The organism is Candidatus Coatesbacteria bacterium, from assembly GCA_014728225.1.
GTDB lineage: Bacteria > RBG-13-66-14 > RBG-13-66-14 > RBG-13-66-14 > RBG-13-66-14 > WJLX01.
Window position 1 is genome coordinate 26094 of the sequence record WJLX01000089.1, and the last position, 15730, is coordinate 41823.

General features: G+C 64.1%; 17 protein-coding genes and 1 tRNA gene. All 18 read right to left on the bottom strand.

Annotated features, from left to right (window positions below; genetic code table 11):
- Window positions 1–4 precede the first annotated feature (4 nt).
- The 18 genes from GF399_06240 to GF399_06325 all read right to left on the bottom strand — a co-directional run bounded on the left by GF399_06240 (window position 5) and on the right by GF399_06325 (window position 15147).
- The gene (locus GF399_06240) at window positions 5–1102 is read right to left on the bottom strand and encodes a DUF262 domain-containing protein (protein ID MBD3399914.1); all 1098 of its coding nucleotides are present in this window, start codon (window positions 1100–1102) and stop codon (window positions 5–7) included.
- A gap of 20 nt (window positions 1103–1122) precedes the next feature.
- Window positions 1123–2163 (bottom strand): heterodisulfide reductase subunit A, encoded by a 1041-nt coding sequence (locus GF399_06245; GenBank protein ID MBD3399915.1) that lies wholly within the window; start codon window positions 2161–2163, stop codon window positions 1123–1125.
- A gap of 23 nt (window positions 2164–2186) precedes the next feature.
- Window positions 2187–2969, bottom strand: coding sequence for a SagB/ThcOx family dehydrogenase (locus GF399_06250; GenBank protein MBD3399916.1), 783 nt, complete (start codon window positions 2967–2969; stop codon window positions 2187–2189).
- Window positions 2966–4126, bottom strand: a complete 1161-nt coding sequence (locus GF399_06255; GenBank protein ID MBD3399917.1) for a hypothetical protein — start codon at window positions 4124–4126, stop codon at window positions 2966–2968. Before GF399_06255 ends, GF399_06250 begins: the two co-directional genes overlap by 4 nt.
- Window positions 4127–4445: 319 nt before the next feature.
- The gene (locus tag GF399_06260) at window positions 4446–5396 is read right to left on the bottom strand and encodes a Fe-S oxidoreductase (protein MBD3399918.1); all 951 of its coding nucleotides are present in this window, start codon (window positions 5394–5396) and stop codon (window positions 4446–4448) included.
- Entirely contained in the window at window positions 5393–5854 is a 462-nt protein-coding gene (locus GF399_06265; protein MBD3399919.1) for a hypothetical protein, read from the bottom strand. Before GF399_06265 ends, GF399_06260 begins: the two co-directional genes overlap by 4 nt.
- 133 nt (window positions 5855–5987) lie before the next feature.
- The gene (locus GF399_06270; GenBank protein ID MBD3399920.1) at window positions 5988–6536 is read right to left on the bottom strand and encodes a hypothetical protein; all 549 of its coding nucleotides are present in this window, start codon (window positions 6534–6536) and stop codon (window positions 5988–5990) included.
- Window positions 6275–7390, bottom strand: coding sequence for a radical SAM protein (locus GF399_06275; GenBank protein MBD3399921.1), 1116 nt, complete (start codon window positions 7388–7390; stop codon window positions 6275–6277). The genes GF399_06270 and GF399_06275 overlap by 262 nt, the downstream gene beginning before the upstream one ends.
- Window positions 7391–7408: 18 nt before the next feature.
- The gene (locus GF399_06280; protein ID MBD3399922.1) at window positions 7409–7771 is read right to left on the bottom strand and encodes a hydrogenase iron-sulfur subunit; all 363 of its coding nucleotides are present in this window, start codon (window positions 7769–7771) and stop codon (window positions 7409–7411) included.
- Between the two features lie 436 nt (window positions 7772–8207).
- Window positions 8208–8561 (bottom strand): hypothetical protein, encoded by a 354-nt coding sequence (locus GF399_06285; protein MBD3399923.1) that lies wholly within the window; start codon window positions 8559–8561, stop codon window positions 8208–8210.
- A gap of 20 nt (window positions 8562–8581) precedes the next feature.
- Complete coding sequence (locus GF399_06290) at window positions 8582–10627, bottom strand: 4Fe-4S dicluster domain-containing protein (protein ID MBD3399924.1); 2046 nt, start codon at window positions 10625–10627, stop codon at window positions 8582–8584.
- Window positions 10628–10650: 23 nt separating this feature from the next.
- Entirely contained in the window at window positions 10651–10989 is a 339-nt protein-coding gene (locus GF399_06295; protein MBD3399925.1) for a DUF202 domain-containing protein, read from the bottom strand.
- Window positions 10990–11417: 428 nt separating this feature from the next.
- Window positions 11418–11840, bottom strand: a complete 423-nt coding sequence (locus GF399_06300; GenBank protein ID MBD3399926.1) for a TonB family protein — start codon at window positions 11838–11840, stop codon at window positions 11418–11420.
- Between the two features lie 72 nt (window positions 11841–11912).
- Window positions 11913–12299 (bottom strand): TonB family protein, encoded by a 387-nt coding sequence (locus GF399_06305; protein MBD3399927.1) that lies wholly within the window; start codon window positions 12297–12299, stop codon window positions 11913–11915.
- An 11-nt stretch (window positions 12300–12310) separates the two neighbouring features.
- Window positions 12311–13180 (bottom strand): heterodisulfide reductase subunit B, encoded by an 870-nt coding sequence (locus tag GF399_06310; GenBank protein MBD3399928.1) that lies wholly within the window; start codon window positions 13178–13180, stop codon window positions 12311–12313.
- Complete coding sequence (locus GF399_06315; protein ID MBD3399929.1) at window positions 13177–13824, bottom strand: heterodisulfide reductase subunit C; 648 nt, start codon at window positions 13822–13824, stop codon at window positions 13177–13179. Before GF399_06315 ends, GF399_06310 begins: the two co-directional genes overlap by 4 nt.
- 88 nt (window positions 13825–13912) lie before the next feature.
- Window positions 13913–14899: a hypothetical protein gene (locus GF399_06320; GenBank protein MBD3399930.1), complete on the bottom strand. Its 987-nt coding sequence runs from the start codon at window positions 14897–14899 to the stop codon at window positions 13913–13915.
- A gap of 172 nt (window positions 14900–15071) precedes the next feature.
- Window positions 15072–15147, bottom strand: a tRNA-Arg gene (locus GF399_06325).
- Between the last annotated feature and the right edge of the window lie 583 nt (window positions 15148–15730).

Genomic DNA, 15730 nt, shown 5'->3' on the forward strand with positions numbered 1-15730 from the left:
GCTCCTATTTATTTTCAATAAAGTATTTATTAACGTACTGAATACGTCTTTTAAGATGTTCTAAATAGTTTAATCCTCCCCCGGTCGTTAATTCTATAAACTCTTCATCCTTTTTCATATTATTATATATCTCGTTTGCTTTTGTAATATTATTTTCAATATAATCAAGATGGTTTTGTATGCCTATGCATATTGAATCGTACTGTAAGGATCTAAAACGTCTTGTTAGAATTGTGCCCTCATAAGCTGCAAAGGCATATTTACCAGCAAGTTCATTCAATAGATAAAAAGTTCTCTTAAAATTATCTTCTTCTTCTTCATAATTAAAAGCTGCTTCTATAGATGGATCTGAAACATACTCAAGATAATTTGTTAAAAATGGGTCCATAGCATGAGTATAATTATCTCGATAGTTTTTAAATGCATAATATCTTAACACTAATTCGTCTATGTATTTTTTTTCTTTCTTATTGTCAGATACGATAGAAACACATGTATTGAAATCATCATTATCTGTTAATGATTTTATAAAATTAATAAATGTATCATTTAATAGTCTGATTGTTGCATTTCTTACCTCCTGCTCGCTGAGTATTTCACCTCCAGTATTTAAACGCTTGAACATATGATACTTTAAAGTATTATCACTTTCTTTTCTAATTACCTGAACACGTATAGGTCTGCGCTTTAATCTCGTCTGTAATGCAGCTGGTAGGTCGCTATACGTTTTACCATTTAATTCTGTTACTATATCACATCCTTCTAATCTAAGCGTATCATCTTGATTTCTCGTTTTTGGGTTGTAAAAGCGAAAGTGTAAAAACGTAGAAATCCTTTGAAGACCATCGATTAACTCGTATTTATAATCTTCTGTTTCAATAACAAATATAGGCGGCAATGGCATATCTAATAATAATGATTCTATAAATCTTGATTGTTTTTCTTTATCCCAGCGAAACAGTCTTTGAAATTCTGGATTAACTATGAGTTCAGCTTCATTATACATATCTGCCATTTCGTTAAAAGAATAATCAACTTGCCTTAAGTTTACTTTTACAGATGTTTCAATTACTGCATTTAGAGTTTTCGGTGCGTTTGTCATGTTTTCACCCTTCTTAATGCTTAACTTGAAACAACTTTTATCAAAGTGTAAGGTAAAACCTCGGTGATGTCAAGGCCCACGGGGCAGACGCGGATGCAGCGACCGCAGCCCACGCAGCCCGCGACGTCCCAGCGTTCGGGGTACAGGCGGAACTTGCAGAAGAAACGGTTGCGCCAGCGGAAGGGCTGTCGCGGTCGGGGGTTATGGCCCGAGGCGTGGGCGGTGTAGTGATCGAACTGGCAGGCGTCCCAGTTCTTCTTGCGCCGGCCGGAGCCGAGCTTGCCCTCGTCGACGATGTCGTAGCAGTGGCAGGTGGGGCAGGCGAAGGTGCAGGCGCCGCAGGACAGGCAGCGGTAGGCGATCTCGCTCCAGCGGGGATCGTCGTAGGCGGCCGGATCGGCCAGGCGCTGCCGGGCCCGTTCGGCCAGGCCGTCGAGGTCGGCGCGCAGGGTCTGGTGGACGTGGGCCGTGGCGCGGTCGCGCACGGCGCGGTCCGGCGCATCGGCGAACAGGTTCTCGAACCGCTTAAGCAGCGCCGCGCCCTTGTCGGTAACCGCCTCGGCGTAGAGGCCCTTCTTCAACGGCGTCAGCAGCAGGTCGGACCCGGCGGGATCGTCGGGCCCGCCACCGGCGGCGCTGCAGAAACAGTCGGCGTCGGACTCCAGGCAACTGACGGCCACGATGGTCGTGGCGGCGCGGCGGCGCAGGTAGAACTCGTCGCGGTACTCGCCGCTGAAGACGGCGGTCAGCGAAGCCAGGCCCCGGGCGTCGCAGGGTCGCACGCCGAGGATGACCGTCTCCGGGTACGTGGTCTCCAGGGGGTCGTCCAGCGCGGTGTTCGCGGCGTCGTAGCGGAAGTCCAGGATCGGCTCGCTGCGCGGGAAGAGGAACTCCTTGGGCGAGTTGGCCGGGCTGATGTAATCGGCGGTGTAGTCAGCGGGGTCCTCGAGCACGTCGTAGACGACGTGGGCGCCCTTGCTGCGCGGGCCGACGACGCGGACACCGGCGGCGAACAGGGCCTCGACCAGGTCCCGGAGGTTGCTGAGCTTGCGTTCGATCATTGGCTTGTCCGTTCGTTTCGTTGTTAGTCGCCTTCCCCGAGCGGGCGGCCGACGGGGGCGGCGTAGACGGTGAATTCGTCCTCGCCGTCGACGCCGAGGAGTTCGTCGGCCCGGGCCTGGTCGTAGGCCCCGACGGCGCAGGTGCCGCAGCCCAGGGCCTCGCAGGCCAGGTAGAGATTCTGGCAGACGTGGCCGGCGTCCAGGGCGATGATCTTGGCCGAGGCCGCCGCGTAGCGCCACTCCATCCGGTAGGGGACGGCGGTCCAGAAGAAGGTCGCCGCGGGGTTGAAATCCTGGCCGACCAGGGCCAACACGGCGCGCCGTCGCAACCCCGGCCCCTCCTTGACCCGCAGCAGGCGGTGGCCCGCCGGCAGGAAGCGATAGAGCCCCTTGGTCAGCCCCTCGACCCGTTCGATCAGCAGGTAGGTTTCGCAAGGATGGCGCGAACCGGCCGAGGGAACGGTGCGGAAGCTCCAGCCGTTGACCACCCGGCGCAGGCCCTGGGTGGCCCAGAGCAGGAAGGACAGTTCTTCGAGGGTCAGGGCCGCGTCACTGAACCGCCGCCGGCTGCGTCGATTCTCGACGGCCTCGCGCAGCGGCATCGAGCCCGGCTCGAGCTCCTCGGGCGCCGGCAGCTCGAGCAGGTTCGCGGGATCGACATCGGCGGGAATTGGCTTCTGGAACGGCGGGAGCGGAACCTCGCGCTGCTGATCGGTCTGCAGCCCCTCCCAGCGACGCCAGTCGTGGGCCTTGAGGAACTCCCTGCCCCGGGCGATCTCCCGCTTCAGCTCCTCGTCCTGCTTCATCGGCCACCCCCGTCGTAATTGACGTTGAGGTCGACGGGCTCGTCCTCGCCGCCCCAGTCGTAGCCCGAGGTGTTGTACTCGTAGTCGTCCTCCTCGATGCGGTAGACACCGGAGAAGAAACCGAGGAAGCTCGAGGAGACCAGGGTCACCGTCTCGCCGTTTTTTTCCAGGAAGGGCTGGCCGCCCATTTCGACGTTCTCCAGGCTGCCGATGGGATCGTCGAAGAAGTCCAGGCCGTGGGCCTCGAAGCCGTCGGCGACGTAGACCTTGCCGGAGCGGACGTAGACCAGAGTGTCGCTGTCCTCGGCCCAGCGCGGCCAACTGCGGCCGGGGAAGTCGAAGCGTCGGCGCAGCTCCCACTCGTTGTCGGTGTTGAGCGGCCAGTCCGGCTCGGGTATTCCCCGCCGTTCACGGTCAAAGGCTGAAATCGCGTTTGGTCCGTACTCGCTGTACAGCAGCTCGATCACCAGTACGCCGTCCTTGTTGTAGGCCAGCATTCTGCCGTCGGGGGAGACGTCCAGGGGCGGGGTGCCGTAGGAGAGGTGCTCGGTGGCGCCCGTGTCGACGTCGACCCAGTGGATCTCCTTGTCGCTCAGCGGCATGTGGGCGTAGACGATGTGCCCGCCGTCGCCCATCCAGCGCGGAAACTCGTCGTGCTGCTCGTTATCGGTCAGCTTGCGCCGCTCGGAGCCGTCGACGTTGATGACGAAGATCTCATTGTCCCCGTCGACGCTGTCGTGGAAGGCGATCCGCCCGCCGTCGGGCGACCAGTCGGGAAAGCGGCCCGCGGTCAGGAAGCGCTCGTTGTCACCCTCGCGGTCGACGATGTAGATCTCGCCCTCGCGGACGAAGGCCAGGTAATGGCCGTCGGGCGACCAGCAGGGCTCCTCGCCGTCGGCGAAGGGGATGTTCAGCACCTCGACCAGCCCCAGAACGGCCGCGGCGATGATCACCAGCCAGACGACGGCCTTGAGGATCCCCGAGCGGCAGCCGCCGCTCTGTCCCGAAGACGCCCTGCGACGCCGCGAGGTCGAAACCCGGCCGATATCCGCAGAGGTCGAATACGAATCCTCGAAATTATGCCCGCAGTTGGGACAATGCGCTTCGTCGAGATCAACCTCGTGTCCGCAGTTCGGGCAACTGTAAACATCCCCCATCCCAAACCCCCTGTTTCGTATTGTCGCTCGTGTGAATACTCCGACGCCACGCCATCGCCTCCGAGACGAGCATAGCGCACGGCGGTCAGGCTTTGAAGGCTTCGTTGAGTTACCGGACCCGCCGCGGGAGACCTTTGACTACGGTTCACCGGCGTCGAACGGTCATCGGCGAGCCGGAACCGGCACGGTTTTTGCAGCTCGGCGGCGGTGCGGACGGCGGCGACGATCCGCCTCCGCAAAAACCGTGCCGGTTCCGGCGGCGCGGGATCCAGTGGACCGCCCCCTGACGGAAGGTCGTCGTCAAAGGTCTCCCGCTTCGTCAGCGGATGAACTCCTCGGCGTCCTCTTCGCGGTAGGTGACCAGCGGCGGGACGGCCTCGGGATCCAGGCCGGCGACGTAGTCGAAGCGCTCGCTGACCACCTGGCGCAGGTGCTGGTTGAGCAGGTCTAGGGGGATGTCGACGGGGCAGGCCCGGGCGCATTCGCCGCAGCCGATGCAGCGTCCGGCCAGGTGGAAGGCCCGGACGATGTTCCAGCTCCAGTTGCCGACCTCGTGGGCACTGGAGGGCACCCACTGGGGCTGGTTGGCGTCGGCGATGCAGCGCTCGCAGGAGCACAAGGGACAGACCGAGCGGCAGGCGTAGCAGCGGATGCACTTGGCGAACTGCTCGCGCCAGAAGGCGAAGCGCTCCTCGCGGCTTTTTTCCTTCAGCCGGGCGACCTCTTCTCCGGCCCGATACTCCCGCGCCGGTTCTTGCTCCGCGGTGGAGCCGACGACGATGTCGACGCGGCGCGGCAGGTGGACGTCGCAGATCTCGCACTTGTGGGGTCGCTCGCCGTTTTGTTCGACGCCCTCGCAGGCCACCCCGACGAGGGTCACCCCTTCGCGGTCGAGCTGGGCTTCCTGGAGCAGGCCGACGGCGGCCTTGGCGTCGCAGCCCTTGACCACCAATGCGGGACGGTTCCAGCGGGCAGGCAGCAGCTTGTAGCGCTTGGTCAGGTAGGTCGTCAGGTTCTGGTGGCAGAGCTCGTCGAAGACGAGGTCCTCGACCCGGTGGGGCTCGTCGACGAAGACGGGGCGACGGCCCGTGCCGTCCCGGGTCAGGGTGTAGCCGATGACGACGTCGGCCTCGCCGGTTTCCAGCAGCCGGCGGGCCGTTTGTTGCAGTTCCTTCTCCACTTTTGTCCCCTTGCGCCGCCCCTTGAGCAGCCGGCGCACCTTGCGGCGCAGGCGTCCGAAGAGGCTGGGTCTGGCGTAGATGAAGCTCATGCGTCTCGTGACGGTCTGCGGTGGGTCGACGGGTATTCCCCGGCTTCCAGGCGGAGGATCTCGGCGTGATCGTGACCGTTATCGATCACGGCGCTGCGGGTCAGGCGGCGGATCAGCCGGTAGAACAGGCGTCCCAGCAGGCGCTTTCCCGGTCCAAGGCGCCCCGGACAGAAGTAGTCGATGCCGGGTTTCAGCCAGCCGCGCTCGGTGTAGTGGCGGTAATCGGCGGCGAAGTAGCTGCGGCCGTAAACCAGGGTGCCCTTCAGGGCGGCGAAATGGATCAGGTCGCCCAGGCCGTCGCGCCGCGGCGGTTTTTCCGTCAGGGCCCGCAGGAAGCGTCGCGCCGCCTTATCGACGGCCCGGGAGGTCCGGCGACGATCCGCGGCCGCCTCCAGCAGGTCGCGGGCGGCGGGATGGATCAGCGGCCGGGCCAGGACGGCCGTCTTGCGATAACCCATCGCGGTGAAGGATTCGAGCCCCGCCAGAGTGGTTTAATCCCCGCCGGCCCGCCCGAGGTGACCACGAAGACGGCGAATTGCTCGAAGTAACGCGGCCGGTGCATGCGAAATGCCGTGCGTTCGAGGAAGGTTTTCAGCCCCGCCGCCTCCCGCCGGCATAGTTCGGAGTGGCGAAGACCACGCCGTCGGCCGCGTGCAGACGCTCCTCGAGCGCCGAGCGTTCGTCGTCCAGCGGGTAGTGCTCCTCGCCACGGACGAAGCAGGTGAAGCAGCCCCGACAGCTGCGCAGGTCGTGATCGGCCAGGTGCAGGTAGTCGAACTCCACCGCTCCCAGCTCGTTCATGCGCTCCTCGAGATGCCGGACCAGGTCCCAGGTGACGCCGCGGCGCGGTCCGCCGTGGACGACGACGACGCGGGCCGTCACGCGCTCTCCCGTTCGGTTTCGTCGACCTCGGGCCGCAGCAACGACTGGACCCAGTCGCGGTGGGTCCAGAGGGCGCAGCCGCCCTCGGACTCGGTCATCCGGTCGTGGGCGGTACGGACCTTCTCCAGGAACTCGGACTTCAGCGCCTCGCGCAGGCTCGTCTTCCCCAGGTCGACGTCGGAGTAGGGTGCGAAGGGACAGGGTTCCAGCCCGCCGTCGGGGCCGATGTGCAGGAAGCCCCGCCCCGCCGACAAGCAGCCTTCATAGGGTTCCTCGTCGCCGGGGAAGGCGATGAACAGCGCCTTGTGCTCGCGCTGCAGCTCGGCCAGCCGCGTGATCATCCGCGTCCGCAGCTCAGCGCCCAGCACCTGATCCTCCGTGCCGGCCTTGACCGGGACGTACTCGACGTAGAAGAACAGCCGGCAGCCGGCCTCAGTCAGCTCGGCGGCGAAGGCGTCGCCGGTACATTCGGCGAAGTTGTCCCGGGTCAGAGTCAGGGAAACGGCGCAGAAGACGTCGGCGGCGGCCAGGCGCCTGACCAGCTCCAGGGTGCGGGTGTAGGTTCCGTCGCCGCGGCGGGCGTCCGTCTTCTCGCATAAACCCTCGAGGGAGAGGGCGGGGATGATGTTGCGCCGCCGCGCCAGACGCTCGATCCAGCCGTCGTCGAGCAGCGAGCCGTTGGTGAAGACGGGGAAGATGATCTCGGGCCGTTCACCGGCGGCCTCGAAAACCCCCTCCCGCAGGAAGGGCTCGCCCCCGGCGAGGAAGATTACTGAAACGCCCAGCTCCGCCGCCTCGCGGAAGATGCTCCTCAAGCGCTCAATACTCAGATCGGGAAGCCCGGGACGCTGGTGCGCCGCGGCGTAGCATCCCGGACAGCGCAGATTGCAACGGTTGGTCACGCTGCAGATGATCAACGGCGGCACGTGGACGCCGGCGGACTCCCAGTGGACCCGGCGCTCGACCGCCCGGCGCTGATGGCCCAGGGTGCGGGCCAGGAACAGGCCCATCCGCGTCTTGTTCCCCGCCCGTCGCAGGGCCTCGGTGAAGACGCCGGTGATCTCTTTGTCGAAGAGGCGTGAATAGACCGGTCGGGCGTCGATGTCGCTCATCGGCTCCTCGTCAAGGCTCTAGCGGCCCAAGGATTGATACTCACTGTACGGACCCAGTTTCCGCGTCTTCTCGGTTATGTCGTCGATCAGCTCGACCCACTTGACCCCCTCCGCCGCCGAGACCCAACTGAAGTGCAGCCGCCGCAGGTCCAGGCCCAGGAGGTCCAGCAGCTCGCGCAGCACCGTCCAGCGCCGCCGGGCGTGGTAGTTGCCGCTGGTGTAGTGGCAGTCGCCCGGGTGGCAGCCCGAGACCAGCACCGCGTCGGCCCCGTTCTCATAAGCCTTGACCACCATCAGCGGATCTACGCGACCCGTGCACGGAACCTTGATAACCCGGACCTCGGGCTCGTACTCCAGCCGACTGGTGCCCGCCAGGTCCATCCCCAGATAGGTGCACCAGTTGCAAACCACGGCCACGATCCGCGGCTGCCAGACGCCGGGATCGGTTCCCTGCTGGTCGATTGACTCTTGCTTCGTCTCTGCGTTCACTTGGTCCCTCGCCGGTGGGGTTCGTTAATCCGACGTTCTACATGGACGAGCGTAAGTACCGGCCGCTGCTGGTAATCAAGCCCCGCCGCGAGCCGCTGGCCCTCTGGCCCGAGAGCCTGGAAAACAACCGCTCGCAACCGTCGGCCGCCGCGGCGCCGGAACTGGCACGGTTTTTGCATCTCGGCGCCCGTTGGAGCGGCGACAACGTTGCGCCTCCGCAAAAACCGTGCCAGTTCCGGCGCTGTTGGTTTTCGACGGCCTCGCGGGCTGTCGGAGGCTGCTATCCAGGCTCTCGGGCGGGGCGGCGGTACCTGTCGGAGTCATCGGGTTATTTTGTGCTGAAGATCGGCTCCAGCAGGGCCAGCTTCATCCCCAGCCCGTAGGCTCGGTTGACGGCGTCGGAGTGTGATTCCTCGCCCTCGGCCGCCTTGACTTGATCGACGAGGGCCTTGGCCCGTTCGTACTTGTCGTCGAGTTCCGGCGTGGCGCCGAGTTCAGCGTCGATCTCCTCGAGGCGGCCGACTTCGATCTGTTCGAGGGGGCGGTCGTCGACCTGGGCGACGGCGGCTTCGAGCTCCTCGATCAGCGCCGCGGCATCGTCGAGCCCGTCGGCGTCGTCACCGGCGCAGCCTACGGTCAGGGTAACGCCGAGAAGCACGCAACAGGTGAGAGGTTTTTGCATGGGTTACCTCCGGTTGGGCCTCAGAGCGCCTGGAGTTCGGCGTAGAGCTGCTTGTCGTTGAAGCCGGCCAGTTGGGCGCTGTTGGAGCGACAGACGGCGCTGCACAGGCCGCAGCCCTGGCACAGTCCGGGGTTGACCTCGGCCACCCGGCGCAGGACGGCGCCGGCGCGGTTGTTGATGTCCTTTTCGCTGATGGCGTCGTAGGGACAGGCCCGCAGGCAGTCCCAGCAGCCGATGCAGGAGGTCTCGTTGATCCGGGCGACGACGGGTTCGCGCTCCAGCTCGTCGAAGGCGAACAGCCCCAGGACCTTGCTGGCGGCGGCGGAGCCCTGGGCGACGGCTTCGGGGATGTCCATCGGCCCCTGGCAGGCCCCGGCGAGGTGGATGCCGGCGGTCGAGGTTTCCACGGGGCGCAGCTTGGGGTGGGCCTCGACGTAGAAACCGTAGCGATCGTAGCTCACGCCGAGCTTCTGGGCCAGCTCCCGGCTGTCGGCCTGGGGCAGGACGGCGGGGGCGACGACGACCAGGTCGACGGCGGTCTGGACCTGCTCGCCGGAGAGGGTATCGGCGCCCAGCAGGATCAGCTTGTCGTCCTCGCGATAGAGCCGGCTGACCCGACCGCGGAGGTAGAGGGCGCCGTCTTCCTCGACGGCCCGACGGGTGAACTCGTCGTAGCGCTTGCCCCCGGCGCGGACGTCCATGTAGAAGACGACGGCCTGGCCTTCGGGGACGGCGTGTTTGTAGAGCATGGTGTGCTTGGCGCTGTACATGCAGCAGATCTTGCTGCAGAACTCGATCCCCTTCTCCGGACAGCGGCTGCCGATGCACTGCAGGAAGGCGATCGTCTTCGGCGTCCGACCGTCGGAGGGCCGCTTGAGCTGCCCCGTCGTCGGTCCCGAGGCCGAGACCAGGCGCTCGAACTGCAGGGAGTCGATGATGTCCGGATCGACGCCGTAGCCGTACTCGCCGTAGCCGGTGTAGGGGGAGTTTTCGGGCTGTTGTCCGATGCTGTAGAGGTCGTAGCCCGTGGCGACGACGACGGCGCCGACCTCGAACTCCAGCAGTTCGTCGGTTTGCTCGTAATCGATCGCCCCGGTGGGGCAGATCTTGGCGCAGACGCCGCAGGTGCCCTTCTGGAACTTGAGGCAGTATTCGGGGTGCAGGACGGGTACGTTGGGGACGGCCTGGGGGAAGGGGCTGTTGACGGCCTTGGTGACGGCGCCCCTGGTAACCTCGCCGGCGTCGCGCCACTTACCCGCGAACTCACCCAGCCCGGCCTCGAAGGGGTTGGGCATCCGTCCCGGGCACTTTTCCTGGCAGGCGCCGCAGCCCGTGCACTTGTCGGCGTCGACGTAACGGGCTTTCTGGCGCACCGTGGCGGTGAAGTTGCCGACGTAGCCCTCGAGTTTCTCCAGCTCGGCCCAGGAGAGCAGGGTGATCCGCGGGTGCTTGGCCGCCTCGACCATCCGCGGCGTCAGGATGCATTGGGAGCAGTCCAGGGTGGGGAAGGTCTCGGAGAGCTGGGACATATGGCCGCCGATCGAGGGACTGCGCTCGACCAGCACGACCTCACGGTCGGCCGCGGCGATGTCCAGGGCCGCCTGGATACCGGCGATGCCCCCGCCCAGCACCAGGGCCCGCTTGGTCACCGGGACGCGGATGCGTTCCAGGGGCTCGTCGCGTCTGGTCTTCTCCACCATCATCCGTACCAGCTCGACGGCCTTGGGTGTGCCCAGGGCCTGGTCGTGGTGGACCCAGGAGCAGTGCTCGCGGATGTTGGCCACCTCGAGCATGTAGGGGTTGAGGCCGGCGGCCTCGGCGGTGGCCCGGAAGGTCTTTTCGTGCATGTGCGGGCTGCAGGCCGCCACGACGACGCCGTCGAGTTCGTGCTCGGCGATGGCGTCGGCGATCCGCTGTTGGCCCGGGGCCGAGCAGACGAACTTGTAGTCTTCGGCGTAGACCACGCCGGGCAGGTAGCGCATCGCCTCGGCCACGGCGGGGCAGTTCACGGTGTCGCCGATGTTCTTGCCGCAGTGGCAGACGAAGACGCCGATGCGTTTGGACATGGAGTCGCTCTCCCGATTAGCGGTTACTCGTCCTCGGTGTCGTCGGTGAAACCCAGGAGCTCGCGGGACTCGACCGGATCCTGCTCGCAGAGCGCCTTGCTTATCTCATGGGCCTTGCGGTTGCGCTGGAAGCCGACAACCGCCAGCAAAAGACCCACCGGGATGAAAACCCAACCCAGCACGACGAAGAAAACCTCGTCGGCGAAGAACTTGAGCAGGGTCAGTCCGACGCCGGCGAAGGCCAATGCCGTACGCAGGTAGGCCAGGAAGGTCCGCTCCCCGGCCAGGTGAGTACGCTGGACCGCCAGCAGGTTACGCTGACGGGCGCTCTTCTGGACACCTACTGGCGTTTTCTCAGTCACTAGTTCTTTGAACCGGACGGCCGTTGTGCTTACCCAACAGCGAGCGGGCGCTCTTCTGGACACCTACTGGCGTTTTCTAAAGTCACTAGTTCTTTGAACCGGACGGTTGTTTTGCTTACCCAACAGCGAGCGGGCGCTCTGCTGGACACCTACTGGCGTTTTCTCAGTCAATTGTTGTTTGAATCCGGAAGATCGTTGTTAATCGTTGTTAACCAAGCTGAAAACGGGTGCTCTGTCCAAACGTCAACCGCTCGATTATCCGGATTGTTGAGCCGTAGGCAGTTGCCTTGCTGAACGGTGTGGGGGCCGGATTTGACCGGCGGGCTCCCGCCGGGGTCGTACGCCGCGGGGCGTTCCGGGCGTAATCCGACCCCTGTCGTCGAGGGGTCTCGACGGAGGTCTTGGTCGCTTGTCGGTCGCCGGAGCGCTTAGTCGCCCGGGTCGAAGGTGAAGGTCACGGTGACGTGCTGGGTGATCGGTTTGCCGGCGCTGTCGGTGCCCGGCTTCCACTCCGTGGCGGCCGCAGCCTCGAGGGCGGCGGCGTCGGCGTCTTCGCGGCCCGAGCTCTCGAAGAGGGTGATCTCGAGGATCTCGCCCTCGGCGGAGATCTTGAGCTGGACCTTGCAGGCGCCCGCCCAGCCTTCGGCTTTGGCGGCCTCAGGATAGGTGGGGTTGGGCAATCCCCCGATGGGTTGCGGATCGGAGGCCTGGCTGACCGTCCCGGCCATCGTCGGCGATGGAATCGCCGGGCGGACGAGTTCGTCCTCGTCGGCCGCGGCGCCGATCGCCGTCAGCAGGACCAGGGCCAGGATGAACGACAGGGCTTGACTTCCCTCGGCCCCGTTTCGCATGACGCACCCCCTTGGATAGGGTTCGGTAGGGATGAGGGCGATGCCTTCCCGCGGGTGCGCGTCGCGATCGCGTCAGGGGTTGAAGGTGAAGGGCAGCTCGACCTCCTTGCCGACGAAGGCGTTGTCCTCGACGGCGGGCTTCCATTCGGTCTCCCGGGCGGCTTCGAGGGCGGCGGTGTCGGCTTCGTCGTTGCCCGAGCTCTCGATGATCCGCACCTGCATGACCTCGCCGTTGGCGGCGACGAAAACGCCGACGAGACAGCGTCCGGTCCAGCCGTCTTCCGCCGATGCCGGATACCCGGGTTCGGGGGGGAGGTTGGCGAGTTCGGGCTCCCGGTCGTTGAGGAGCTGTTCCCGCCCGCTGAAGTCCACGCCGGGATCGGAGAGGCACTCCCCGGCCGAGGCAGCCGTAACCATAACTAGCACAAAAATAAGACCCTGGCCAATACGGACATCCATGGCGGCCTCCCCTAGCCCAGTTTCTTCAGCACGGGCTTGGTCTTGGTGTAGTGGCGGTTGAGCTCCAGTTCTCGGCCGCTGAAGCCGAAGGCCAGGCCGATGAGCTGGGTGACGAAGACCACGGGCAGTTTGAAGCGTTGCTCGAGCTCGAGCTCCCGGGCGGCGCCGCGCTGGTGCAGGTCGAGGTTGAGCTGGCACATCGGACAGGCCACGGCGATACAGTCGGCGTCGGCGCGACGGGCGGCGCGCAGCACCTTGCCGGACAGGCGGTTGACCACGTCCTCGCGGCTGAAGGTGAAGGAGGCGCCGCAGCATTCGGTGCGGTGGGTCCAATCGACGGGCTCGGCGCCGAGGGCGGCGACGAGGGCGTCCATCGAGCGCGGGTTCTCGGTGTCGCCGCCGGCGCGGGCGTACTCGGCCGGCCGGGTCAGCAGACAGCCGTAGTAGCAGGCGACCTTGAGCCCCTCGAGGGGTTTGGTCACCCGCTCGCGCAGCTTATCGTCGCCGAACTCGGCCAGGACCTCCAGCAGATGGACGACGCGGACGTCGCCGTCGTAGTCGACCTCGGCGGCCCGGGCGGCCCGGGCGAACAGCTCGGGCTCGCTACTGCGCAGGTGGTTGACCCGGGCCAACTGGCTGTAGCACATGGCGCAGGTGGTGAAGACGCGGTCGCCGATCTCGGCGGCCCGGGCCATGTTGTAGACGTTGAGCGCGGCCGCCAGCAGCTTGGAGTGTTGGTGGGCCGGCGAGGCGCCGCAGCAGATCCACTCCGGAACCTCCTCGAGCTCGACGCCCAGGCGCTCGAGAACCAGGCGGGTCGACTTCTCGAACTCCCGGCTGGTACCGGCGCCGGTGCAACCGGGGTAGTAGGCCAGTTTCACTGGTCGACCTCCCCGCCGCGCTCCAGCTCGGCCACGCGGTCCATGATCCGCCGCATCCGCTTCCGGGCCTTCTTGGGCGCCCGGTCGGGGATCGGTTTCATCTTGCCGCTGAAGACCAGGGCGGGGAACTGGGCGATATGGTTGAAGAAGTTACCCGAGGAGAGGTTGTAGAACAGGCCGACCTCGAGTTCGAAGACCCGGCCATGGCGGCGCATGGTACCCAGGAAGCGGTCGTTGAAGACCCGGGCGTTGGGATTGGGCGGGCTGACGCCGCGCATCCGGGCGATCTGCCGCAGGGCGTCCATCACCTCGGCGATGGAGACGCCCTTGGGGCAGCGGGTGGCGCAGGTTTCGCAACTGGCGCAGATCCAGGGGGTGTCGAGTTCGAGAAGCTCCTCGCCGGCGCCGAGCTGTAGCAGCCGGATCACCCGGTGGGGACCGTGCTCCATCTGGTAGGCCGTCGGACAGCCGGCGGTGCAGCAGCCGCACTGGTAGCAATCGGCCAGGTGCTCGCCGGAGAGCTCCTCGACACGGCGACGCAGGGGATCCCGGGCGCCGAGGTTTTCCAGGTCCAGCTCCATGCGGGCCTTTCGTAACGGGAGGGAATGCGACGTCGTTGCATGATCGGGCCGCGCCCGATCCATAAGATACAACCTTTCCTAGCAGATTAAATACCCACAGTCAAGGTGGGTTTTTCCTAGTTTTTTACGCCGGAGCGGGCGGCGCCGACTTTCAGGAGCGTTCGAGCTTGGTGAAGATCATCCGGCCGGCCGAGGTCTGCAGCACACTGGTCACCACGACGGCGACCTCTTTATTGATGTGGTCCTTGCCGCGGTCGACGACGACCATGGTGCCGTCGTCGAGATAGCCGACGGCCTGACCGGGTTCGGTGCCCTCTTTGATCAGCTTGACCCGCATCCGCTCGCCGGCGATGTAGACGGGCTTGATGGCGTTGGAAAGCTCGTTGATGTTGAGGACTTCGACGCCCTGGAGACCGGCGACTTTATTGAGGTTGTAGTCGTTGGTGACGATCTTGCCGCCCGTGGTCATGGCCAGCTTGACGAGCTTGGAATCTACCTCGTCGAGCTCGGGGAAGTCGCGGGGCTCGATGACCACCCGGTCGCCGAGTTCCTGTTGCATCTCGTTGAGGATGTCCAGGCCGCGACGGCCGCGGTTGCGCTTGAGCGTGTCCGAGGAATCGGCGATCAACTGCAGCTCGTTGAGGACGAACTTGGGCACGACGAGGCTGCCTTCGAGGAAGCCGGACTTGGTCAGGTCACTGATGCGGCCGTCGATGATCACGGAGGTGTCGAGGATTTTCCTCGTGCCGCCCGTGCCGAGCTCGAGGTCCGCCCTCTCGAACCAGTGTTCGGGCAGCTTGCGAACCACCAGGACCACGCCGAGGTAGACGAAGGCGATGGATAGACCCAGGGTGATGATGGCGTGGGTGACGGGGTTGGTGGGAACGATCAGTAGGGTCGAGAGCAGGGCGGCGATGCCCAGACCGAGGACCAGGCCGATGGCTCCGGCGATGACGTGGCGCCGGGAACGCGAGCCGAGCCAGATCTCGAGGGTGACAAAAATGACGGCCGCGCCCACGCCGAGGGCGCCGCCGATCAGGTAGGCGAAGGGGGTGTCCGGGGAGATGTAGTTGAAGTAGTAGCCGGCCACACCGCCCATCAGGGCGATAACGGCTATCCGAACGATCAGCATGGGCATGGCGGCACCCCGCGGTTGCCGGGAAAACCGGCGCCGGTAAACGACGGGCGACGGTCGGAGCGGATTTCCTGCGGGGTGGGGGAGGGTATGGGGATTCGATCAGTGCTAGGCGGCTTCGCTTGAGGCCCCCGACCGCAGTGGTTCGATCCTGTTCCGGACAAGGGTGATGAGGTGGCGCGCCAGAGAGGGATTGAACCTCTGACCTACGGTTCCGGAGACCGTTGCTCTATCCACTGAGCTACTGGCGCGCGGGACGAAACGAAAAAAGGTATGAGGCCGTTTGGCGTTGTCGTCTGTTATCACGGGTGGCGATCGTATATCTGCTTACGGATGAGAGCGCGGTGGTGTTCCCGGTTCCGGTGTCGGGAGACCGTATGCGCTCGCCTACCGCTCATCAGCGCCGCGGGACCCCCTTTCGGGTCAGCGGTGCTCGCCCGGTCGCCCGCCGGAACCGGCACGGTTTTTGCATCTCGGCGCCCCGGCGGACGGCGGCGGCGGTGCGCCTCCGAAAAAACCGTGCCGGTTCCGGCGGCTAAACCGCTTCTGGGCGGGTTGCGTCGCGGGGGGCGCGGGGTCCCGCGGCGCGGCGGCCGGGTGGAGTGGTCGTTCCTTGAAGACGGTTGGACGCGGGCCGCTTAGCTGTTTTGTTCAGCGAGCACGACCGGGCGCCTTAGCTGCCGCAATTTCTTCATGGGATACCTTAACGCTTATGGATCATCATATATCGTGATAATCTTGTAGTCACGAGAGTTACCAGGATGCTATCATGCCACAAGTAAAGGAGGCGATGTGGCAGATGGCTTAAAGAGTAATCCCGACAGGCATGTCAAG